A 24112-nucleotide genomic window follows, 5' to 3' on the forward strand; every position below is an offset into this window, starting at 1 on the left:
CGCGCCAAATTTCTTCGTCGCCAGCCCGCGCCTTTGCGCTATAGTAATTCGACTTATCAGGCTGGAGTTCATAATGCTACAAGTGGAAATGCTGTCCACCGGCGATGAAGTGCTGCATGGGCAGATTGTCGATACCAATGCCGCCTGGCTGGCGGATTACTTTTTTAATCAGGGTTTACCGTTAACGCGCCGCAATACCGTCGGCGATGACCTCGACGCGCTGGTGGCTATTCTGCGCGAACGCAGCGAACAGGCGGATGTGCTGATCGTGAATGGCGGCCTGGGGCCGACCAGCGACGATCTTAGCGCGCTGGCGGCGGCGACGGCGAAAGGCGAAGGGTTGGTCCTCAACGCTGAATGGCTGGAGACGATGACGCGATTCTTTGCCGAGCGCGGTCGGCCGATGGCGGAAAGCAATCGCAAGCAGGCGGAAATCCCCGCCAGCGCCGAAATGATCAATAATCCGGTGGGCACCGCCTGCGGGTTTGCCGTACAGCTCAACCGCTGCCTGATGTTTTTCACCCCCGGCGTACCGTCTGAATTCAAAGTTATGGTCGAGCAGGAGATCGTACCGCGCTTACGTGCGCGCTTCACGCTTCCGTCGCCGCCTGTCTGTCTGCGTTTAACCACCTTCGGACGTTCGGAAAGCGAGTTGGCGCAAAGCCTCAATCACCTGCAGCTCCCCCTTGGTGTGGTGATGGGCTATCGCTCGTCAATGCCGATTATCGAGCTAAAACTAACCGGTCCTGCTGAGCAGCGCGATGCCATGCTGGCGCTGTGGCCAGAAGTGCGTAAGGTAGCCGGAGAGAGCCTTATCTTCGAGGGCACGGAAGGGTTACCGGCGCAGATCGCGCGCTGCCTGCAGGAGCGTCAGCTTAGCCTGACCTTGAGCGAACAGTTCACCAGCGGTCTGCTGGCGCTGCAGCTGAGGCGGGCGAACGCGCCGCTTCTCGCCAGCGAAGTGGTGCCGGCGCAGGAGGAGACGTTAGCGCAATCGGCGCGCTGGGCCGCCGAGCGGCGCGTTAACCATTTTGCCAGGCTGGCGTTGTCGGTCAGCGGTCAGGAGGCCGATTACCTGAACTTTGTGCTGGCGACGCCGGAAGGTACGCACGCGCTGCGGGTTAAGTTCAGCGCTAATCGCCACGGGCTGCCGGTACGGCAAGAAGTCTGCGCCATGATGGCGCTGAATATGCTGCGCCGCTGGCTCAACGGTAAGCCGGTCAGCGGCGAGCATGGTTGGATCAACGTCGTCGAGACGCTGTTTATCGACTGATTCAGGCAGGCGCGCCCAGCGCCTGCGCCAGCAGAGTAATGGGATGTTCGCAGCGCTTGCTGGTGGACATCTCAATCTGCCATTTGCAGGTTTCGCAATCGGTAATCACTACGTCCGCGCCGCTCTCCTCAATCTGGCGAAATAATGGCGCGCCAATGGCCTGCGCCGACGAATAGTTTTCCGACTTAAAGCCGAAGGTGCCGGCGATACCGCAGCACTGCGAATCCAGTACTTCCAGCTGTAGGCCCGGGATTTGGCGTAAAAGCTCAAGGGTGTATAGCGACCAGCCCATTTTTTCCATATGACATGGGGTGTGATAGACCACCTTCAGCGGCAGCGGGCGCAATGGAAGGGTTTTGCCGGCATCGAGCTGTTTCCAAATCCAGCGGGTCGCTAACTCCACCCGATCCCGCAGATCGCTGTTATCGATATCCAGGAGATGGGGATATTCATCGCGCAGGGTAAAAGTACAGGTTGAAGAGGTGGCGATGATCGGCAACGCGTTTTCGCGCATGGCGGCGACGTTGCTGTGCGCTTGCTTGCGTGCTTTGTCAAAAAAGCCGTTGGCGATAAGCGGGACGCCGCAGCATTTTTCTTTCGATAAGAGCTGCACGCCGGTACCCAGTGCGTTGACGACGCGAATCAGATCCTTACCCAATTGCGGGTGGTTATAGTTGACGTAGCAGCCATGGAAGAAAGCCACCTGCTCGCTGTACTGCGCCTGTTTGGCGGCGAGCTGGCGATAAGCGCGGCGGAAGGTGCCGAAGCCATATTTCGGCAGCGTGCGGCGATGGTCGATTTTCAGCGCGGTGTCGAGCAGGCGGCGCACCGGTTTTAACCCCGTAGTGGCGTTGACCAGCGGCGCGAAAGGCGTGGAAAGGGTGCCCATCAGATCGGTATGGCTGAGGATGGCATCGCGCAGGGTTGGTGTTTGCTGGCTGTACTGCGCACGCGCGCGTTGAATAATATCGCCGATTTTCACATCAGACGGACAGGCCACCTCGCAGCGTTTGCAATTAATACAATATTTCAGCGCATCGTCGTACAGCGCGCCATCTTTCAGACGCAGACGTTCGCCGTCCGGCCCCGCCTGTTTCGGGCCGGGATAGCGCGGATTTACCCGGCTCACCGGGCAGGCGGTGGTACAGACCGTGCATTTTATGCAGCTTTCAAAGCGGGTATCGTTCATGGCCGGCCTCCTGCAAGGGTGTGGATCTGTCTGGCGGCATGCAGCGCGGTGACGGCGCAAACGCCGCCGCCGCAGCCGAGTTGAATGGCATCGAAACCGCCGAGCAGCGAGCCGATAGCGAAAAGATTACTCAGCGGCTGGCCGAGCAGGTGTGGGCGTAGCATGGGGTCCGTCTTCAAACCAAAGCGCTGCCACGGTTGTGACGCGAAGAAATCACGCTGATACCAGCTATCGCGCGCCAGCGTTTGCTGCAGATCGAGGCCGAGGATCGGTTCGCGCACGCTATCACGGGTGGCGACGAGACCGTTACTGAAAAAGCTACCGCTCGCCAACACGGTAAAGCGCGGACGCAGTGCGATATCGCCGTGATTTCGCGTCCAGACGGCCTCGACGGCGCCCTGCTGATGGCTGATTTTCACCACCTCGTCGCCGGCAAGCCAGGTACCACCGGTGCGGATGAACTGACGCTGAAGCTGGCTATGCAGGCGCATCCCCGGCACCGAAGGCGGCAGCGTCGGCAGCAGGCGCAGCGGGCAGGGCAGATGTTCCTGTAGCCAATGCCAGAGGCGATTATCCGCGAGCCCAAAACAGGCGGGCATTATCAGCAGTTCGTACTCTTGCGCCAGCGGCAGCAGCGCGGACTGCAGGGCAGGCCACAGGTTTTCATCATCAAGCACGCGGGCGATGTTGGCGGCACGGAACTCCGTAGGGTTATCGCGCAGCACATCAAGCAGCGGTAAATCAATCTCCGCGGCGGCGGCATTCACTCCGCTCTGTCCGAGGGCGGCGGCGGCCAGGTGCGGTTGAAAATCGGCAAAACCGCTAATCCCCACCATGCATACGCGCTGCTGCGCGATGGGCGCCAGCGGAACCTCTTCGGGCGACAGCCACGCCGGGCGCAACGTTCCCAGCGGCGTCACCCGCAGATGCGGTCGGCGCGCTTCGCCTTGCATGTTCGCGCCGCAGGCGGCCAGCAGCGCTTCGGCCTGCCTGGCGTATTCGAACACCGCGTCGGCACCGAGACGGGAGTAGGGGTGTTCAGGAAGCTGAACGGCCAGTTGCTGAAGACCTTGTGCGACATCAGTGACGGTATCGCCGTTCGGCAGCGCCGAGAGCAGGTCTAATGAAGCAGAGGAAAAGTGCAGCGCGCTTTGCCCGCGGCTGATTATCACGCAGCGTAGGCCGTACTGATTCAGCGCCAGCCCGCACAACAGCCCGGCCAGTCCGCCGCCGACGATGGCGCAATCAAATTTCATCCTGATGCTCCTTTTGCAGTCCGCATAAGCCGAGGTAGACCCAGCGGGTAAATTCACTTTCGCGCAGCGCGTCACCCCAGGCGATGGGCTGAACGCCTTTCCAGCGTTCATTGAGAAATTCCGACAGCTGAGTTAACGACTGCGCCGGTGTGGCGACGTTGAAGCGCTGTAGCAGTCCGGCGGCGCGGCAAGCGCACAGTTCACCCTGGCAGGTGCCCATGCCGACCCGGGTACGGCGACGCAGGTCGAGCAGATTCTTCACCGCCAGATTCTCTACCGCGTACTGCACTTCCCCGGCGGTGACCGCTTCGCATTCGCAGACCAGGCTGCGGTGCTGTCGGCTGTCGCCGAGCCATGCCGGGGTGCGGTCGCCGTGGCGATAGACCGCCGACCCGCGAAGCGGCGTCGGTAGCGAGATAATCTTTTTCAGCGTGGTTTCTGTGGCTTCTTGGGAACCCGGTAGCGGGCGCTCCGCGGTACGGCACGGCTCAGCATTGCCGAGTTTGCGGCAGACGGCGTCGCTGGCCCATTCCGCCATCAGACGGTAGGTCATCAACTTACCGCCGGTGATGGTGATAAAGCCTTCCATACCGTCGCGCGCGGCGTGGTCGAGCAGCACAATACCGCGGCTGACGCTGCGCCCACTGGGGTCGTCATCGCTGGCGACCAGCGGCCGGACGCCGGAGTAAGCGCGCAGCACTCGGGTGCGCCCCATGATCGGCGCCAGTTTTTCCCCTTCGCGCAGCAGCGTATCGACCTCTTCCGTCGTCACCCGGTTATCGTCAATTTCGTCATAAGGAATATGCGTCGAGGTGGTGCCAATCAGCGAGATGGTATCGCCGGGCACCAGAATATCGGCATCCGCCGGCTTGCGGCAGCGGTTAATCACCTGGTTATTAATGCGGTGATCGAGGATCAGCAGCGAGCCTTTTGCCGGGAACATGGAGATGCGCAGATCGGCGTACTCCGCGATGCGTTGGCCCCAGATCCCGGCGGCGTTGACCACCACCTGTGCGCGAATGCTACGCGCTTCGCAGCGTTGATGATCGTAGATCTGTACTCCGTACACACGATCGCCCTGACGCAGCAGGCCGGTGACCTCGCAGCCGGTGAGGATCTGCGCGCCGTGTTCGCGGGCGTCGAGCATATTGGCGGCCGTCAGACGGAACGGGTCGACGGTGCCATCCGGTACCTGTACGGCGCCAAGCAACGTAGGGTTCACCGCAGGCTCCAGACGTAATGCTTCAGCGGGGGTAAGCGGTTTAGCATCGATACCGGCCTGCTGACAGGCGTTGATGAAGGTTTGCTGCCAGGCCATGTCATCTTCAGGCAGGGTGATAAACAGCCCGTTGGTGGGTTCAATGCAGTGGCGGGCGATGCGACGTAAAATGCGATTCTCGCTGATACATTCGCGTGCGGATTCGCTATCGGTAACGGCATAGCGCGCGCCGCTGTGCAACAGACCATGGTTGCGGCCGGTGGCGCCGGTGGCGATATCGTGCCGCTCAATCAACGCCACACGTAACCCGCGCAGGGCGCAGTCGCGGGCGATTCCCGCGCCGGTGGCGCCGCCGCCAATAATCAGCGCATCAAATTCTTGCGTCTCGGCCATCTTCCGGTCCTCTACTTTCGTTTTACACCATTTAGCCATACCAATAGTGTGGAATGTTTGATTTCGAGCATATTTGCGCGCAATTCGAGCGTTTGCTGTGATTTTGTGCTCACATTGGAAAATTTTGTCATATATCTGTAACAAAATGTGCGATATTTCACAGTATTAGTTCTACGCTTTGCCTACCATCGCGACCTAATTAGAAGTGCGTGAATAAATTAGATTTTTTGCGTCGATGTCAGTGAAACAGCAATGGCCACGGAGGCTGATATGTTAAGTATTTTTAAACCCGCAGCGCATAAAGCGCGTTTGCCGGCGGCGGAAATCGACCCTTTATATCGTCGATTACGTTGGCAGATCTTTATTGGCATCTTCTTCGGTTATGCCGCTTACTATCTGGTTCGTAAGAACTTTGCGCTGGCGATGCCTTATCTTATTGAGCAGGGGTTCTCTCGTGGCGACCTCGGTTTCGCGCTTTCGGGTATCTCCATCGCCTACGGATTTTCGAAATTCATCATGGGATCGGTCTCCGACCGCTCGAATCCGCGCATTTTCCTGCCTGCAGGGTTAATTCTGGCGGCGCTGGTGATGCTGGTGATGGGCTTCGTGCCGTGGGCGACTTCCAGCATCATGATCATGTTCGTATTGCTGTTTCTTTGCGGATGGTTCCAGGGGATGGGGTGGCCGCCGTGTGGTCGTACCATGGTGCACTGGTGGTCGCAGAAAGAGCGCGGCGGGATTGTCTCAGTGTGGAACTGCGCGCATAACGTCGGCGGCGGTATTCCGCCGCTGCTGTTCCTGCTGGGGATGGCGTGGTTTAACGACTGGCACGCGGCGCTGTATATGCCGGCTTTCGGCGCGATCCTACTGGCGATTTTTGCCTTCGCGATGATGCGCGATACCCCGCAGTCCTGCGGTCTACCGCCGATTGAAGAGTATAAAAACGACTATCCGGATGACTATAGCGAAAAGCACGAAGAAGAGCTGACGGCGAAGCAGATCTTTATGCAGTACATTCTGCCGAACAAACTGCTGTGGTACATCGCGATCGCTAACGTCTTCGTTTATCTGCTGCGCTACGGCATTCTGGACTGGTCGCCGACCTACCTGAAAGAGGTCAAACACTTCGCGCTGGATAAATCCTCCTGGGCCTACTTCCTGTATGAGTACGCGGGCATTCCGGGCACCCTGTTGTGCGGCTGGATGTCGGACAAAGTATTTAAAGGCAACCGCGGCGCGACCGGCGTGTTCTTTATGACCCTGGTGACGATTGCCACCGTCGTTTACTGGCTGAACCCGCCGGGTAATCCGGGCGTCGATATGGCCTGTATGATCGTCATTGGCTTCCTGATTTACGGCCCGGTGATGCTGATCGGTCTGCATGCGCTGGAACTGGCGCCGAAAAAAGCTGCCGGCACCGCCGCGGGCTTCACCGGTCTGTTCGGTTATCTCGGCGGTTCCGTAGCCGCGAGCGCCATTGTTGGCTATACCGTCGATTTCTTCGGCTGGGATGGCGGCTTCATGGTGATGATTGGCGGTAGCGTACTGGCGGTTCTGCTGCTCATTATCGTCATGCTTGGCGAGCGTCGTCATCATCAACAACTGAAACAAGCCTAAGGAGCGGCGATGAAAATGAAACTTACCGCGCTAATGAGCGGAATGATTTTGGCCAGTTCAGCGCTGTGCTTCAGCGCGACAGCCGCTGATAAAATTGTCATCGCCCACCGCGGCGCCAGCGGGTATCTGCCGGAACATACCCTGCCGGCGAAAGCGATGGCTTACGCTCAGGGGGCGGATTACCTTGAGCAAGACCTGGTCATGACCAAAGACGATCGGCTGGTGGTGTTGCATGACCACTATCTCGATCGGGTGACTGATGTTGCGCAGCGTTTCCCGCAGCGGGCGCGTAAAGATGGCCGTTTTTACGCTATCGACTTTACCCTGGCCGAGATTAAGTCGCTGAAGTTCACCGAAGGTTTTGAGCCGAAAGATGGTAAGAACGTGCAGACCTATCCCGGGCGTTTCCCGATGGGTAAATCCGATTTCCGCATTCATACCTTTGAAGAAGAGATTGAGTTTGTGCAGGGGCTGAATCATTCGACGGGGAAAAATATCGGTATCTACCCGGAAATCAAAGCGCCGTGGTTCCACCATCAGGAAGGCAAAGATATTGCCGCCAGCACGCTGAAGGTGCTGAAGGAATATGGCTACACCAGCAAGCAGGATAAGGTTTATCTGCAGTGTTTTGACGCCAACGAGCTCAAACGCATTAAGAATGAGCTGGAGCCGAAGATGGGTATGGATCTCAATCTGGTGCAGCTCATCGCCTATACCGACTGGAATGAAACGCAGCAGAAACAGGGCGATGGTAAATGGGTGAACTACAGCTATGACTGGATGTTCAAGCCGGGGGCGATGACGCAGATTGCGCAGTACGCCGACGGTATCGGCCCGGATTACCATATGCTGGTAGCGGAAGGCTCGAAGCCGGGCGCGGTGAAGCTGACGGCGATGGTAAAAGAGGCGCACGCCAGCCATCTGCAGGTGCATCCGTACACCGTGCGCGCGGATCAGTTGCCGGAGTACGCCACTAACGTTAACCAGCTCTATGACGTGCTGTATAACCAGGCGGGCGTCGACGGCTTGTTTACCGATTTCCCGGATAAAGCAGTGCAGTTCCTGGACGCGAAATAAAACAAAAGGGCCGTAAGGCCCTTTTTTATGTTTTCACCCTCTCCCTGTGGGAGAGGGCCGAGGTGAGGGCATCAGGCCGCACACATCGACAACACTACATCTCGATCTCAATATCGCCTTTCGCCCGGCAGCAGCAGGGCAAAATTTCTCCCGGCTGGATAAACGCCAGCGGTTCTGTCAACCAGTCAACCTGGCCTGACACCAGACGCGTGCGGCAGGAACCGCAATAGCCTTCGCGGCACTGATACTCCACGTCGATGTTATGCGATTCAAGAGCGGCCAACAGGGAAGGATGTTCATCCTGACACTCAAGGCGAGTGTCAGAAATCCTCAAGAAAATCCGCTTCATTACAGCTGGAAGTTGCTCAGATCGTCGGCATCGACTTCAGAATCGATCTGGCCGACGAGATAAGAGCTGACTTCCACTTCCTGCGGCGCGACCTGAACGTTGTCGGAAACCAGCCAGGTGTTGATCCATGGGATCGGGTTGGAGCGGGTCTGGAACGGTAGATCGAGGCCCACCGCCTGCATGCGGATATTGGTGATGTACTCGACGTACTGGCAGAGAATATCTTTGTTCAGGCCGATCATCGAGCCGTCGCGGAACAGATAGTCCGCCCACTCTTTTTCCTGCTGCGCCGCCAGCACGAACAGGTCATAGCACTCCTGTTTGCACTCTTCGGCGATTTCCGCCATTTCCGGATCGTCGCTGCCGGAGCGCAGCAGGTTCAGCATATGCTGAGTGCCGGTCAGGTGCAGCGCTTCATCGCGGGCGATCAGGCGAATAATCTTGGCGTTGCCTTCCATCAGCTTGCGTTCGGCAAAGGCGAAGGAGCAGGCGAAGCTAACGTAGAAGCGGATCGCTTCCAGCGCGTTGACGCTCATCAGGCACAGATACAGTTTCTTTTTCAGCTCGCGCAGATTCACGGTCACGGTTTTGCCGTTGACGGTGTGGGTGCCTTCGCCCAGCAGATGCCAGTAGCTGGTCATTTCGATCAGCGAATCGTAATAGTGAGAGATGCCTTCCGCGCGTTTCTGGATCTGCTCATTGGTCACGATATCGTCGAACACCGTCGCCGGGTCGTTGACGATGTTGCGAATAATGTGGGTGTAGGAGCGCGAGTGGATCGTCTCGGAAAAGGCCCAGGTTTCCACCCAGGTTTCCAGTTCGGGGATGGAAATCAGCGGCAGCAGCGCGACGTTCGGGCTACGGCCCTGGATGGAGTCGAGCAGCGTCTGATATTTCAGGTTGCTGATAAAAATATGCTTTTCATGTTCCGGCAGCGCCTGATAGTCGATGCGATCGCGCGAAACGTCGACTTCTTCCGGGCGCCAGAAGAAGGAGAGCTGCTTTTCAATCAGTTTTTCAAAGATGTCATATTTTTGCTGATCGTAGCGGGCCACGTTAACCGGCTGGCCAAAAAACATCGGCTCAAGCAGTTGATTGTTTTTCGTCTGTGAAAAAGTGGTGTATGCCATGAGTGGGTCCTGTTGAGATTGTATCGCCCGGCAACACTGCGTTTGCCGGGCCTACAAAACCGTAGGCCGGGTAAGCATCGCGCCACCCGGCAAAAATACCTTAGATCTTACATGCGCCGCTTTCGCAGCCGTCGTCCTGAATTGACGGCGCCAGGTCATCCTGGGCGTCTTCCGCGCCATCACGGGTGTTGTGATAGTACAGCGTTTTCACGCCGAATTTATAGGCGTTAAGCAGGTCTTTCAGCAACTGTTGCATCGGCACTTTTCCGGACGGGAAACGCGTCGGGTCGTAGTTGGTGTTGGCGGAAATCGACTGATCGATGAACTTCTGCATGATGCCGACCAGCTGCAGATAGCCGTCGTTATTCGGCATTTCCCACAACAGTTCGTAGGCGTTCTGCAGATTTTCGTAATCCGGAACGACCTGGCGCAAAATCCCATCTTTCGACGCTTTGATGCTCACGTGGCCGCGCGGCGGTTCGATGCCGTTGGTGGCGTTGGAGATCTGCGAAGAGGTCTCAGACGGCATCAGCGCGGAGAGCGTGGAGTTACGCAGGCCGTGAGTTTTAATGGATTCGCGCAGCTGCTCCCAGTCGAAATGCAGAGATTCGCTCACGATCGCATCCAGGTCTTTCTTATAAGTATCGATCGGCAGAATACCCTGCGCGTAGGTGGTTTCATTGAACCACGGGCAGGCGCCTTGTTCGATAGCCAGTTCGTTGGAGGCCTTCAGCAGATAGTACTGAATAGCTTCGAACGTTTTGTGCGTCAGATTGTTGGCGCTGCCGTCGGAGTAGCGCTTGCCATGTTTCGCCAGATAGTAAGCGAAGTTGATAACGCCGATGCCCAGCGTACGACGACCCATCGCGCCGCGTTTGGCCGCCGGGATTGGGTAATCCTGATAATCCAGCAGGGCATCCAGCGCGCGCACCGCCAGTACCGCCAGGTCTTCCAGCTCGTCGAGGCTATCGATGGCGCCAAGGTTGAACGCCGACAGCGTGCACAGCGCGATTTCGCCATTTTCGTCGTTCACATCGTCCAGCGGTTTGGTCGGCAGGGCGATTTCCAGGCACAGGTTAGACTGGCGCACCGGCGCGACAACCGGGTCGAACGGGCTGTGGGTGTTGCAGTGGTCAACGTTCTGGATATAGATACGGCCGGTAGACGCGCGTTCCTGCATCATCAACGAGAACAGCTCAACGGCTTTAATACGCTGTTTGCGGATACTGTCGTCTTTTTCGTATTTAGTGTACAGACGTTCGAACTCGTCCTGATCGGCGAAGAACGCATCGTACAGGCCAGGAACGTCGGACGGGCTGAACAGGGTGATGTCCTCGCCCTTCAGCAGGCGGGTGTACATCAGCTTGTTGATCTGCACGCCGTAGTCCATGTGGCGAACGCGGTTGGCGTCGGTGCCGCGGTTGTTTTTCAACACCAGCAGGCTTTCGACTTCCAGATGCCACATCGGATAGAAGAGGGTGGCCGCGCCGCCGCGAACGCCGCCCTGCGAGCAGGATTTCACCGCGGTCTGGAAGTGCTTATAGAACGGGATGCAGCCGGTGTGGAAGGCTTCGCCGCCGCGGATCGGGCTACCCAGCGCGCGAATGCGGCCGGCGTTGATACCGATACCGGCGCGCTGGGAAACGTATTTCACAATCGCGCTGGAGGTGGCGTTGATCGAATCCAGGCTATCGCCGCACTCAATCAGCACGCAGGAGCTGAACTGACGAGTTGGGGTACGCACGCCGGACATGATCGGCGTCGGCAGCGAAATTTTAAAGGTGGACACCGCGTCATAGAAACGCTTGATGTAGTCCAGACGGGTCTCACGCGGATAGTTAGAGAACAGGCAAGCCGCGACCAGAATATAGAGGAACTGGGCGCTTTCATAGATTTCGCCGCTGACGCGGTTCTGCACCAGGTATTTACCTTCCAGCTGCTTAACGGCGGCATAGGAGAAGTTCATATCGCGCCAGTGGTCGATAAAACCGTCCATCTGCTGGAACTCTTCTTCCGTGTAGTCTTCCAGCAGATGATGATCGTATTTACCTTTTTCGACCATGTTTACCACATGGGTGTACAGCGCTGGCGGTTCAAACTGGCCAAACGCTTTCTTGCGCAGGTGGAAAATCGCCAGTCGCGCGGCGAGGTACTGGTAGTCCGGCGCATCGCGGGAGATCAGGTCCGCTGCGGCCTTAATAATAGTCTCGTGGATGTCGGCGGTTTTGATGCCGTCATAGAACTGAATATGTGAACGCAGTTCTACCTGAGAAATCGAAACGTTATTCAGTCCTTCTGCCGCCCAATCTAGTACGCGATGGATTTTGTCGAGATTGATACGCTCGGTGCTACCGTCGCGCTTTGTCACCAGCAGACTCTGATTCATGTGGTTTTTACCTGTCCGTGAGAAAAAATATCCCCCCATTTATCCACAGCAAGTCGTTGTGACTAACTCTGTGGATAAATACTATATGTAGGGGGTTGTCGATAAAAAGAACGCTATATGGTGAGTTATTTTAGTAAGGATTCTTTTGAGTACAAGGGTTGATTTTGACGCTAATTTGAGGTTGCGCAGGCGTAATAATCGCTAAGTCCACGCCGTATAAGGCCTGGAGAAGAAGTCAATAAAACAGAAAAAAAAATCAAAATTTGATCGAGTGCTGATTTCTTCGTCGGAAGGGAAAATTGCGCAGCTTGATGCCGCGCAATCATCATCATAAAAACGTATGACGTTATGCTTTTTTCGCCGTTGTATGCAACATATAGTTAACATCAACGCCCGGCGCCAGCTTGAAGGTATTGGTGAGCGGATTGTAATGCAGGCCGGTGATGTGCTGCTCTTTCAGAGAAGTCTGATCGATCCAGCCGATGAGCTCCGCCGGCTTGATAAACTTCTTCACGTCATGCGTACCTTTTGGCACCATTTTCATCACGTATTCCGCGCCGACCACGGCCATCAGCCAGGCTTTGCCGTTGCGGTTAATGGTCGAGAAGAAGACCTGCCCGCCGGGCTTCACCAGCCGCGCGCAGGCGTGCACCACCGACTGTGGGTCAGGGACGTGCTCGAGCATCTCCATACAGGTGACGACGTCGTACTGTTGGGCGTGCTTCGCCGCGTGCTCTTCGACGGTCTCCTGCACATACTCCACCTGAACGCCGCTCTCCAGCGCGTGCAGTTTTGCGACCTGCAGCGGCTCGAAGCCCATATCCAGACCGGTGACCGTCGCACCTTCGCGCGCCATGCTTTCGGCGAGGATGCCGCCCCCGCAGCCGACATCAAGCACTTTTTTGCCGAACAGGCCGCCGGAGCGTTCGGCAATATAGCCTAGGCGCAACGGGTTGATGCGATGCAGCGGTTTGAACTCGCCTTCTAAATCCCACCAGCGCGAGGCGACGGCTTCAAATTTGGCGATTTCATTGTGATCAACGTTGGGGGCCACCGACGGTTTTTCGGCATTCATGGGCGCTTTTACTCCTTTTCTGTTCTGACCTGCGAGTATATCAGCAGACTGCCACGAATAAACCGTATTGCTTTACCTCTATTACGACGGCTGTGTTATAATTTGCGACCTTTGAATCCGGGACACAGTAGAGGGATAGCGGTTAGATGAGCGACCTTGCGAGAGAAATTACACCGGTCAACATTGAGGAAGAGCTGAAAAGCTCGTATCTGGATTATGCGATGTCGGTCATTGTTGGCCGTGCGCTGCCGGATGTCCGAGATGGCCTGAAGCCGGTACACCGTCGCGTACTATACGCCATGAACGTATTGGGCAATGACTGGAACAAAGCCTATAAAAAATCAGCCCGTGTCGTTGGCGACGTAATCGGTAAATACCACCCGCATGGTGATACCGCCGTTTATGACACCATCGTACGTATGGCGCAGCCGTTCTCCTTGCGTTATATGCTGGTCGATGGCCAGGGTAACTTTGGTTCTGTCGATGGCGACTCCGCCGCAGCGATGCGTTATACGGAAATCCGTATGTCGAAGATCGCTCATGAGCTGATGGCCGATCTCGAAAAAGAGACGGTTGATTTCGTCGACAACTATGACGGCACGGAGAAAATCCCTGACGTCATGCCGACAAAAATCCCTAACCTGCTGGTGAACGGTTCTTCCGGTATCGCCGTAGGTATGGCGACCAACATTCCGCCGCATAACCTGACGGAAGTGATCAACGGCTGCCTGGCGTACGTTGATAACGAAGACATCAGCATTGAAGGGCTGATGGAACACATTCCGGGCCCGGACTTCCCGACCGCCGCTATCATTAACGGCCGTCGCGGTATTGAAGAGGCCTATCGTACCGGTCGCGGTAAAGTTTACATTCGCGCGCGCGCGGAAGTCGAAGCTGACGCGAAAACCGGTCGTGAAACCATCATCGTGCACGAAATTCCGTATCAGGTGAACAAAGCGCGCCTGATCGAGAAAATCGCCGAGCTGGTGAAAGAAAAACGCGTTGAAGGCATCAGCGCCCTGCGCGACGAATCTGACAAAGACGGTATGCGTATCGTTATCGAAGTGAAACGCGACGCGGTGGGTGAAGTGGTTCTTAACAACCTCTACTCCCAGACCCAACTGCAGGTTTCTTTCGGTATCAACATGGTTGCGCTGCACCACGGTCAGCCGAAGATCATGAACCTGAAAGACATCATTGCGGCGTTTGTTCGTCACCGCCGCGAAGTTGTCACTCGTCGTACTATTTTCGAACTGCGTAAAGCGCGCGACCGTGCGCATATCCTTGAAGCGCTGGCGATTGCGCTGGCTAACATCGATCCGATCATTGAGCTGATTCGCCGTGCGCCGACGCCGGCGGAAGCAAAAGCGGGTTTAATCGCGCGTTCATGGGATCTGGGCAATGTCTCCGCGATGCTGGAGCGCGCCGGCGATAACGCCGCACGTCCGGAGTGGCTGGAGCCAGAGTTCGGCGTGCGTGACGGCCAGTACTATCTGACCGAACAGCAGGCCCAGGCGATTCTGGATCTGCGTCTGCAGAAACTGACCGGTCTGGAGCATGAAAAACTGCTCGACGAGTACAAAGAGCTGCTCGATCAGATTGCCGAGCTGCTGCACATTCTGGGTAGCGCCGATCGTCTGATGGAAGTTATTCGCGAAGAGCTGGAGCTGGTCAAAGAACAGTTTGGCGATGAGCGTCGTACTGAAATCACCGCCAACAGCGCTGATATCAATATCGAAGACCTGATTAACCAGGAAGATGTTGTCGTGACCCTGTCGCACCAGGGTTATGTGAAGTATCAGCCGTTAACCGACTACGAAGCGCAGCGTCGTGGCGGTAAAGGCAAATCGGCAGCGCGTATTAAAGAAGAAGACTTTATCGACCGCCTGCTGGTGGCCAACACCCATGACACGATCCTCTGCTTCTCCAGCCGTGGTCGTCTGTACTGGATGAAAGTGTATCAGTTGCCGGAAGCCAGCCGCGGCGCGCGTGGTCGGCCGATCGTCAACCTGCTGCCGCTGGAAGCCGACGAGCGTATCACCGCAATCCTGCCGGTTCGCGAGTACGAAGAGGGCGTTAACGTCTTTATGGCGACCGCCAGCGGTACCGTGAAGAAAACGGCATTGACCGAGTTCAGCCGTCCGCGTTCTGCCGGTATCATCGCCGTCAATCTGAACGAAGGGGACGAACTGATCGGCGTCGATCTGACTTCTGGTCAGGACGAAGTGATGCTGTTCTCCGCCGCCGGTAAAGTGGTGCGCTTTAAAGAAGACGCCGTTCGCGCGATGGGTCGTACCGCAACCGGCGTACGCGGCATCAAGCTGGCGGGCGAAGATAGCGTGGTGTCGCTGATTATTCCTCGCGGCGAAGGCGCTATCCTGACCGTGACGCAAAACGGTTACGGCAAGCGTACTGCGGCAGCAGAGTATCCGACCAAGTCACGTGCGACGCAGGGCGTTATCTCTATTAAGGTCACCGAACGTAACGGTTCAGTGGTCGGCGCCGTGCAGGTCGATGATTGCGACCAGATCATGATGATCACCGATGCGGGCACCCTGGTGCGTACTCGCGTTTCTGAAGTGAGCATCGTGGGTCGTAATACTCAGGGCGTGATTCTGATCCGTACCGCGGAAGATGAAAACGTTGTTGGCCTGCAGCGCGTGGCTGAACCGGTTGACGACGAAGAACTGGATGCCATCGACGGTAGCGTAGCGGAGGGCGATGATGATATCGCGCCGGAAAACGATGCTGACGACGACATCGCCGAAGACGAAGAGTAATCGTCGCAGGTAAATGTTCTGAAAGGGCCGGGTATTATCCCGGCCCTTTTTGCATTAACATTGCGGCAAAGCCCATTTACCGCTACTTTAACCCCATTCTGTTGAGCCCCTGACGACCGAGCATTACCCCATTGAAATATCTTGCCTCGTTTCATACGACCTTAAAGGTTTCTCGTTATCTGTTCAGAGCGCTGGCGGTTCTGCTATGGATGCTGATTGCTTTTGTCTCCGTGTTTTATATCGTTAACGCGCTGCATGAACGGGAATCGGAAATTCGTCAGGAGCTGAATCTTAACGCCGACCAGGCGCAGCGCTATATCCAGCGGACTGCGGATGTCATTAAAGAGCTGAAGTACGTCGCAGGCAACCGCGCGGCGACCGGGAGCGAGGGCAGCGCGGCGCTTGCCAACAGCGGTAATATCACTATCCCAAATTTTGAACCGCTGTATCCGGATTCCGACTGCAGCGCAATGAGCGGCGCCTGGCGTAATTCGCTGCAATCGCTGGCGTGGTTCATGCGCTACTGGCGCGATAATTTCTCCGCCGCCTACGACCTGAACCGTATTTTTTTAATTGGCAGCGACAACCTCTGCATGGCTAATTTTGGCCTGCGCGATATGCCGCTGGAGCGCGATCAGGCGCTGAAGGTGCTGCATCAGCGTATCGAACAATATCGCGATGCGCCGCAAAACGAGCGCGGCAATAACCTGTTCTGGATTAGCCAGGGCGTGCGTCCGGGCGTCGGCTATTTCTATGCGCTGACGCCTATTTATATGGCCAACCGCCTGCAGGCGATGCTCGGCGTTGAGCAGACTATCCGCATGGAGAGCTTCTTTACGCCAGGCAGCCTGCCGATGAGCGTGACGATTCTCGATGATAACGGCCAGCAGCTCATTTCTCTTGCCGGGCCGGATAACAGCATTAAACCGGAAACCCGCTGGATGCAGGAGCGGATGTGGTTTGGCTATAGCTCTGGTTTCCGCGAACTGGTGCTGAAAAAGAGCCTGCTGCCGTCATCGCTGAGTATTGTCTATTCGGTTTCCGTCGATCAGGTGCTGGAGCGTATCAGGATGCTGATCCTCAACGCTATCGTATTGAATATCCTGACCGGCGCGATCCTGTTCGCGCTGGCGCGCATGTATGAACGGCGGATATTTATTCCGGCGGAAAACGACGCCCAGCGTCTGGAAGAGCATGAGCAGTTCAACCGTAAAATCGTCGCCTCCGCGCCGGTTGGGATCTGTATTCTGCGTACTCAGGACGGCACTAACATACTGAGTAACGAACTGGCGCATAACTATCTGAATATGCTGACTCACGAAGACCGCCAGCGGCTCACGCAGATTATCTGCGGCCAGCAGGTCAATTTCGTCGACGTGTTAACCAGCAACAACACCAACCTGCAGATTAGCTTTGTGCACTCGCGCTATCGTAATGAAAACGTAGCGATATGTGTGCTGGTGGATGTTTCCGCCCGTGTGAAAATGGAAGAGTCGCTGCAGGAGATGGCCCAGGCGGCGGAGCAGGCCAGCCAGTCGAAATCGATGTTCCTCGCCACCGTCAGCCACGAGCTGCGTACGCCGCTGTACGGCATTATTGGCAACCTCGATCTGCTGCAGACCAAAGCGTTGCCGAAAGGGGTCGATCGGCTGGTGACGGCGATGAATAACTCCTCCAGCCTGCTATTGAAGATTATCAGCGATATTCTCGACTTCTCGAAGATTGAGTCTGAGCAGCTCAAAATCGAGCCACGAGAGTTTTCGCCGCGCGAGGTTATGAATCATATTTCGGCGAACTATCTACCGCTGGTGGTGCGCAAGCAGCTTGGGCTGTACTGCTTCATCGAGCCGGATGTTCCGCAAACGATGATAGGCGACCCGATGCGCCTGCAGCAGGTCATCTCCAACCTGCTGAGTAACGCCATTAAATTTACCGATACCGGTTGTATCGTGTTACACGTCCAGCGCGCCGGCGACTATCTGCAAATTAGCGTACGTGACACCGGAGAGGGGATCCCGGCGAAAGAAGTTGTGCGCCTGTTCGACCCGTTCTTCCAGGTCGGTACCGGGGTACAGCGTAATTTCCAGGGCACCGGCTTGGGGCTGGCTATCTGTGAAAAACTCATCAGCATGATGGATGGCGACATTGCCGTGGAAACTGAACCCGGCATGGGCAGCCGTTTCACCATCCGCATTCCGCTATATGGCATGCAGCAGATGCCGGCGCTGTTGGCCGATCGGCACAGCAACAGCACCTGCTGGCTGGCGATTCATAACACGTCACTGGCGCTGTTTATCGAATCGCTGCTGCAATATCATGGCCTGACGGTACGGCAATTTGCTGGCCAGACACCGGCCGCTGACGATATTTTATTAACCGATGATGAACTCAGCGAGCGTTGGTCGGGAAGCGCTGCGGTGATCTTCTGCCGTCGCCATATCGGCATCCCCGTTGAGCGCGCGCCTGAGGAGTGGTTGCATAGCGTAACCACGCCGCATGAGCTCCTGCCGTTGCTGGGACGCCTGCTGCATCTGGCGCTGGCGGCGGAAGAGAATGGTCCGGCGCTATCGGCCCACGACGCGCCAACGGTCAGCAATGACGACATGATGATTCTGGTGGTCGACGATCACCCGATTAACCGCCGCCTGTTGGCTGACCAGCTTGGCTCACTGGGTTATCAATGCGTGACGGCCAATGATGGCGTCGATGCGCTTAACGTCCTCAGTAAACAACATATTGATATTGTTCTCAGCGATGTGAACATGCCGAATATGGATGGCTACCGTCTGACGCAGCGGATCCGGCAACTGGAGATGACTCTGCCGGTCATTGGCGTGACGGCTAACGCACTGGCGGAAGAAAAGCAGCGCTGCCTGGAGTCGGGAATGGATAGTTGTCTGTCAAAACCGGTGACGCTGGATATCCTCAAGCACACGCTGGCCACCTATGCCGCACAGGTACGTAAGGCCAGAACAACAAGCTGAAGTCGCACTCCATGGCGTTGAGATCTCCCCGGAGCGCGATGCTTTCCGGGGTGGGGACATAAAGCTTCAGAATGGCCCGGAAACGGCGGCTTGCCGCCATCCGGGAAAAGTGAATTACTCTTTATCCGTTGAGGTGAGAGAGACGGAAGAGAGATAGTTCAGCAGCGCGATATCATTTTCGACGCCCAGCTTCATCATTGCCGATTTCTTCTGGCTACTGATGGTCTTGATGCTGCGGTTCAGCTTTTTGGCGATCTCGGTGACCAGGAAGCCTTCAGCGAACAAACGCAAAACTTCACTCTCTTTTGGCGACAGGCGTTTGTCGCCATAACCGCCGGCGCTGATTTTTTCCAGCAGGCGGGAGACGCTTTCCGGAGTAAACTTTTTGCCTTTCTGCAGCGCGGCCAGCGCTTTCGGCAGGTCGGTCGGGGCACCCTGTTTCAGTACGATCCCTTCAATGTCGAGATCCAGCACTGCGCTGAGAATAGCCGGGTTGTTGTTCATGGTCAGAACGATAATCGACAGCTCAGGGAAATGGCGTTTGATGTATTTGATCAGAGTGATCCCATCGCCATATTTGTCGCCAGGCATCGACAAGTCGGTAATCAGGACGTGCGCGTCAAGCTTAGGAAGATTGTTAATCAGAGCTGTGGAATCTTCAAATTCGCCAACAACATTCACCCACTCGATCTGCTCAAGTGACTTGCGAATGCCGAACAGTACGATCGGATGGTCATCGGCAATAATTACGTTCATATTGTTCATGTATTAGGCTACCTTGCTACAGCAAGCTCTTGACGTAACCGTCAATGTCGCTGATGTATTTTTCTATACCTTGGGCATCTCTTTCATGAATCAGATGCTCAAGCGCTTCACATAACTGCTTGCCGGGTATCAGATTAAGCATCGCAAACGCCCCTTTGAGGCGGTGAGCGGTCTGCGCCAGCGCAGCGAAATCGCTGATGGTGAATTCAGTATACAATCTCTGAACATCATCCGGAACAGTGTCGGCAAACAGCGCGTAATAACCGCTGGCGTGGAGTTCAGCATTTCCTTCATTTCCAGTTGCGGAGGGCTGAATCTCTTCTTGCGCCAGCTGTTGCTCAATCAGCTGCAGGATAGCTTCCTGCATGGCAGTGCTGATATTAAAATTGACGCTCAACTGACCTGGGCCAATTTTGCGTATCCCAACCTCATCATCGCTTAAAAGCAAGCCTGAAGCAGTAAGATTAGACGGATTATCAGTTAAAAAGAGATCGTACTCTTGACTTGCGAGTCTTTCGTCCGGGGTGATGCAACTTGCGCCCCAGCTCTCTAACTGGCGCGTCACGATGCGGCGTACTTCATTGGCGGTAATGTCAATCATCACGACCACATCGTCCAGCAGGTGTTCGCCGGAGTCGCTCTCTTCCTCGCTTGCCGCCATTTTAAGGTGTAGCGAGTAGCGGGTGCCGAGCGATTCCCGCGCCTTAATATTAAGCTGCCCGCCAAGCTTGCGGGTTAAACGGTCGCATAACCAGAAGGTGAGGGCATTAGCCTTGCCGTACTGGTCGGCTTGCGTCTCGTTAAGGAACGGGAAGTGCATATTATCGATTTCATTAGCGCTCACGCCGTTGCCGGTATCAAGGATACGGAAGGTCAGACGATCGTCGGCCGATTCATCTTTGCTCACCTCAAGCGTAATTTTTCCTATTTGCGTCGTGGTAATGGCGTATTGGATCAGCAGTAACAGCGTACGACGCAGCGCATCGCGGTCGCCATAGCGCTGTTCGTTAGCAGGCAGCGCGTTATTGATTAACAGCTGAAGTCCTTTGCGTTTGATCATCGGCAGAACTTCAGGAACCACTTCATCTATTAAGCCCTGGATAGAGAACAAACCGGGAGTGGTTTTCCAGGCGTCGCTTTCCAGTAAGTTCGCCAACTGAATCTCATCGATAAGATGAACCAGTTCATCGGCATGCTGCGCCAGTTTTCGGCTTTCATGAATGCCAATTGCCGCCGCTTCCTGCGCCAGAGTCTGCGCGGGGTCTTTGAGTGCGGCGCCAATATTTTGCATAAAAGCGATGCGCCCCTGCTGATTTTTTTCATACAGCCGCTGGGCTTGCTTAAGCTTTTTATTCACCAGTACTTCTCTATCCTGATCGCGAATAATCAGGATCTGCGTACGAGGAGCTACCTGGCTTCGGTACTGGCGGATTTCATAAAGTTCATTATTGATCGTCGCCTGAATGACCCCTTGATGCTGATCGGCCATGTTGGTGATGTTCTGCAGGTTCAGATGAGGCAACAGATGATCGGCGATCGGGTTGCTGATAATAGTGCGATTGGCTTCCTGATCGTGCACCAACAGCCCCAGCGGCAGCAAAGAGACAATCTCTTCATTAATTGCGCGCTGAGCGCGAAGTTCGCTGTTGGCGGCGGTGGGTGCCGCGCTAACGCTGCCGGGGCTACGGCGACCGCTATAGTTGCGGAAAGTAGTAAAGCCAAACAGGGTTAATGCCAGCAGACCAATGGTGAGCAGCAGCGGCAGTAAAATATTCTGCAGCGATTCCATCAGCAAAGTGCTGAACGGCACGACCCACACCAGCCGCATGCCGGTGGTATTAATGGCGGTGGTTATCTCAATTCGTAGGCCATTGAAGCTGACGCTAACGTTATCAACGGCTTCTTTATCAGGGCTGTTGGCGGCATTCTGCGCCGGATCTGCCTCCAGACGGAAGCTGTCCAGCGACATGCTTGGCGGGATGAGGTCGTTAATCGGTAAATCGAAAGCCACCACCGTTGCCAGGTGCCCCGGTTGGTTAAAGGTGGTACGCAGAGTGAAGTAGTGGCCATTTTGCCAGGTCAAATGGCGCAGCGAAGAAAAGGTTTCACGCTCATCCAGCGTATTTGCCTGCAGCAGCATTTCGGCGCGGCGGGATTCCACGACGCTGCTTATCGTCGATTCTTTAAAACTCGAAGACAGATCTTTCAGCGGCAGGGTAGAGACCAGAATCAGGCTGTTATCCAGCCCGTTGAGGTAGTACATCGACCAGGGGATGGTTTCTGCGCCCCATAGAATATCGAGATAGTTAGAAATCTTCTGCGTCATCTCAAGCGTCGAACTGTCATGAGATCCGAAAATCAGCGCTTCGGTTTTGCGTCGAGGCTTTTCCAGATAGTAGACGTCCTGCTTCAGTCGGGTTTCCTGTAGCCCATCGCTTGAGGTACTGGAGCTGGTGGCGGCGATATTGTCGTAAATCTGCCAGGTGGCGTAACGCCAGGTATCGATGCGTTTATGCAATGCGTGGCTGATATCAACCACCTGGTAACTTCTGTCTTTTAGCCACGTATTGACCGAGCTTTGGATCATCACGCCCATCGTCGCGAGCAAGACGATAACCATCAAAATGAAGAAGCGGGTGATGTTGCCTGGGATCAGGGAGAATTTTTTTTGGGTCATCGCGTAGCAGAGCTGCTCAGTAGTGTTTGTAAACAAGATGTTGCGCCATAGTGACGGGCAGCACAACGAATACTGGCTGGAAGTATAAAGGCTAAAACGGGAAATCCATACAACAGATTGACGCTGAGGGATCTTTTAATGCTGAGATTTGTCTCAAAACCATAGCGACGACGAATATGTACAGTGGAATTGATCTTGTACAATTAACCGGCATTTGTTGCAGATAAATAGCACGAAAAAACAAGAAATTGGCGAAATAGGCTGACTTTCATTCGGAATTGATTGATTAATAGTCGTTATTTTTTTCTGCGTTAGCACAGCCTAATTAAAGATACGTAAAGAAGGGTAAAAAAAACCGGATGCGAGGCATCCGGTTGAAATAGGGGTAAACAGACATTCAGAACTGAATGACGGTAATAAATAAAGTTAATGATGATAGCGAGGATTATTTTAGTCCTCGGAGAAGATTTTGTTTTACCATTCAGTGCTATACATTTACCCGCTTTCAATGATTTGATTTTAAAGATAAATATTATTTTTTTGATTTTTGATGCTTATTTTGACGACCATTATCGTGCCTGAAAAGTTCCTTTGAATTTACAAATTGAAACATCTTGTGCGCATTTTGAAACACCTTAGAAGTTTTCGTATCATATTCTTGTTGGATTATTCTGCATTTTGCAGCACAATGAATACAGCCGACTGATTAGAAGGGTAATCAGTAAGCAGTGGCAATAATAAAAGGCATATAACAAACAGAGGGTTAATAACATGAAAGTTAAAGTACTGTCCCTCCTGGTACCAGCACTGCTGGTAGCGGGCGCAGCAAATGCGGCTGAAATTTATAACAAAGACGGCAACAAATTAGACCTGTACGGTAAAATTGATGGTCTGCACTACTTCTCTGACGACAAGAGCGTAGACGGCGACCAGACCTACATGCGTATCGGCGTGAAAGGCGAAACCCAGATCAACGACCAGCTGACCGGTTACGGCCAGTGGGAATACAACGTTCAGGCGAACAACACCGAAAGCTCCAGCGATCAGGCGTGGACTCGTCTGGCATTCGCTGGTCTGAAATTCGGCGACGCGGGTTCTTTCGACTACGGTCGTAACTACGGCGTTGTTTACGACGTAACTTCCTGGACCGACGTTCTGCCGGAATTCGGCGGCGACACCTACGGTTCCGACAACTTCCTGCAGTCCCGTGCTAACGGCGTTGCTACCTACCGTAACTCTGACTTCTTCGGTCTGGTTGACGGCCTGAACTTTGCTCTGCAGTACCAGGGTAAAAACGGCAGCGTAAGCGGCGAAGATCAGACCAACAATGGTCGCGGCTTCCAGAAACAGAACGGCGAAGGCTTCGGCACCTCCGTGACTTATGACATCTGGGACGGCATCAGCGCTGGTTTCGCGTACTCCAGCTCTAAACGTACCGATGAGCAGAACAGTGCTAGCACTCGTTATCTTGACTCCAACGGTTTTTCCCGTCGCGTACTGGGTGAAGGCGATCACGCTGAAACTTACACCGGTGGTCTGAAATACGACGCTAACAACATCTACCTGGCGACTCAGTACACCCAGACCTACAACGCAACCCGCACCGGTAACATCGGTTTTGCTAACAAAGCGCAGAACTTCGAAGTGGTTGCTCAGTACCAGTTCGACTTCGGTCTGCGTCCGTCCGTGGCTTACCTGCAGTCTAAAGGTAAAGACATGGGCCGTTACGGCGACCAGGACATCCTGAAATATGTTGACCTGGGTGCGACCTACTACTTCAACAAAAACATGTCCACCTACGTTGATTACAAAATCAACCTGCTGGACGACAACCAGTTCACTAAAGATGCAAGCATCTCTACTGACAACGTTGTGGCTCTGGGCCTGGTTTACCAGTTCTAAGCAACCTGAAGTGTTGAAAAAGGCGCCTGCGGGCGCCTTT

General features: G+C 55.1%; 15 protein-coding genes. 6 read left to right on the plus strand and 9 right to left on the minus strand.

Annotation, left to right across the window (positions count from 1 at the left end; all coding sequences use genetic code 11):
- Positions 1-73: 73 nt before the first annotated feature.
- Positions 74-1273 (plus strand): nicotinamide mononucleotide deamidase-related protein YfaY, encoded by a 1200-nt coding sequence (locus PGQ95_RS14645; RefSeq protein WP_430918509.1) that lies wholly within the window; start codon positions 74-76, stop codon positions 1271-1273.
- 1 nt (position 1274) lies between these two features.
- Here the strand turns inward: PGQ95_RS14645 and glpC are convergent, their stop codons facing one another.
- From glpC to glpA, 3 genes are read right to left on the minus strand one after another with little or no spacing between them, the layout of a single operon-like run.
- Positions 1275-2462: an anaerobic glycerol-3-phosphate dehydrogenase subunit GlpC gene (gene glpC / locus PGQ95_RS14650; RefSeq protein ID WP_430918511.1), complete on the minus strand. Its 1188-nt coding sequence runs from the start codon at positions 2460-2462 to the stop codon at positions 1275-1277.
- Entirely contained in the window at positions 2459-3718 is a 1260-nt protein-coding gene (gene glpB / locus PGQ95_RS14655) for a glycerol-3-phosphate dehydrogenase subunit GlpB (protein ID WP_430918513.1), read from the minus strand. Before glpB ends, glpC begins: the two co-directional genes overlap by 4 nt.
- The gene (gene glpA, locus PGQ95_RS14660) at positions 3708-5330 is read right to left on the minus strand and encodes an anaerobic glycerol-3-phosphate dehydrogenase subunit A (protein WP_113374336.1); all 1623 of its coding nucleotides are present in this window, start codon (positions 5328-5330) and stop codon (positions 3708-3710) included. Before glpA ends, glpB begins: the two co-directional genes overlap by 11 nt.
- Before the next feature lie 270 nt (positions 5331-5600).
- Here glpA and glpT point away from each other — a divergent pair, with 270 nt between their 5' ends.
- Both glpT and glpQ read left to right on the plus strand, forming a co-directional pair.
- Positions 5601-6947, plus strand: a complete 1347-nt coding sequence (glpT, locus tag PGQ95_RS14665; protein ID WP_047066187.1) for a glycerol-3-phosphate transporter — start codon at positions 5601-5603, stop codon at positions 6945-6947.
- A gap of 9 nt (positions 6948-6956) precedes the next feature.
- Positions 6957-8024: a glycerophosphodiester phosphodiesterase gene (gene glpQ / locus PGQ95_RS14670; protein ID WP_430918515.1), complete on the plus strand. Its 1068-nt coding sequence runs from the start codon at positions 6957-6959 to the stop codon at positions 8022-8024.
- Between the two features lie 94 nt (positions 8025-8118).
- Here the strand turns inward: glpQ and yfaE are convergent, their stop codons facing one another.
- The 4 genes from yfaE to ubiG all read right to left on the minus strand — a co-directional run bounded on the left by yfaE (position 8119) and on the right by ubiG (position 12964).
- A complete protein-coding gene (gene yfaE, locus PGQ95_RS14675) occupies positions 8119-8373 on the minus strand; it encodes a class I ribonucleotide reductase maintenance protein YfaE (RefSeq protein WP_015365617.1) in 255 nt (84 codons plus the stop codon).
- Entirely contained in the window at positions 8373-9503 is a 1131-nt protein-coding gene (gene nrdB, locus PGQ95_RS14680; protein ID WP_015365618.1) for a class Ia ribonucleoside-diphosphate reductase subunit beta, read from the minus strand. Before nrdB ends, yfaE begins: the two co-directional genes overlap by 1 nt.
- Before the next feature lie 100 nt (positions 9504-9603).
- Entirely contained in the window at positions 9604-11889 is a 2286-nt protein-coding gene (nrdA, locus tag PGQ95_RS14685; protein ID WP_015365619.1) for a class 1a ribonucleoside-diphosphate reductase subunit alpha, read from the minus strand.
- A 346-nt stretch (positions 11890-12235) separates the two neighbouring features.
- Positions 12236-12964 carry a bifunctional 2-polyprenyl-6-hydroxyphenol methylase/3-demethylubiquinol 3-O-methyltransferase UbiG gene (gene ubiG / locus PGQ95_RS14690; RefSeq protein ID WP_045391407.1) on the minus strand — a complete coding sequence of 243 codons (729 nt, stop codon included), beginning with the start codon at positions 12962-12964 and terminating at the stop codon, positions 12236-12238.
- 146 nt (positions 12965-13110) lie between these two features.
- Between ubiG and gyrA the strand changes: the two genes are divergently transcribed.
- Both gyrA and rcsC read left to right on the plus strand, forming a co-directional pair.
- The gene (gyrA, locus tag PGQ95_RS14695) at positions 13111-15744 is read left to right on the plus strand and encodes a DNA topoisomerase (ATP-hydrolyzing) subunit A (protein ID WP_430918517.1); all 2634 of its coding nucleotides are present in this window, start codon (positions 13111-13113) and stop codon (positions 15742-15744) included.
- Positions 15745-15875: 131 nt separating this feature from the next.
- Complete coding sequence (gene rcsC, locus PGQ95_RS14700; protein WP_430918519.1) at positions 15876-18728, plus strand: two-component system sensor histidine kinase RcsC; 2853 nt, start codon at positions 15876-15878, stop codon at positions 18726-18728.
- 114 nt (positions 18729-18842) lie between these two features.
- Here rcsC and rcsB read toward each other — a convergent pair whose 3' ends face one another.
- A complete protein-coding gene (rcsB, locus tag PGQ95_RS14705; RefSeq protein WP_015365624.1) occupies positions 18843-19493 on the minus strand; it encodes a response regulator transcription factor RcsB in 651 nt (216 codons plus the stop codon).
- Positions 19494-19509: 16 nt separating this feature from the next.
- On the minus strand, positions 19510-22170 hold the full coding sequence (gene rcsD, locus PGQ95_RS14710) for a phosphotransferase RcsD (protein WP_430918521.1): 2661 nt from the start codon (positions 22168-22170) through the stop codon (positions 19510-19512).
- 771 nt (positions 22171-22941) lie between these two features.
- Between rcsD and PGQ95_RS14715 the strand changes: the two genes are divergently transcribed.
- Entirely contained in the window at positions 22942-24072 is a 1131-nt protein-coding gene (locus PGQ95_RS14715) for a porin OmpC (protein ID WP_087860130.1), read from the plus strand.
- The last annotated feature ends 40 nt before the right edge of the window (positions 24073-24112 follow it).

It is taken from the genome of Klebsiella sp. 141240 (assembly GCF_050600805.1).
Taxonomy (GTDB): domain Bacteria; phylum Pseudomonadota; class Gammaproteobacteria; order Enterobacterales; family Enterobacteriaceae; genus Klebsiella; species Klebsiella aerogenes.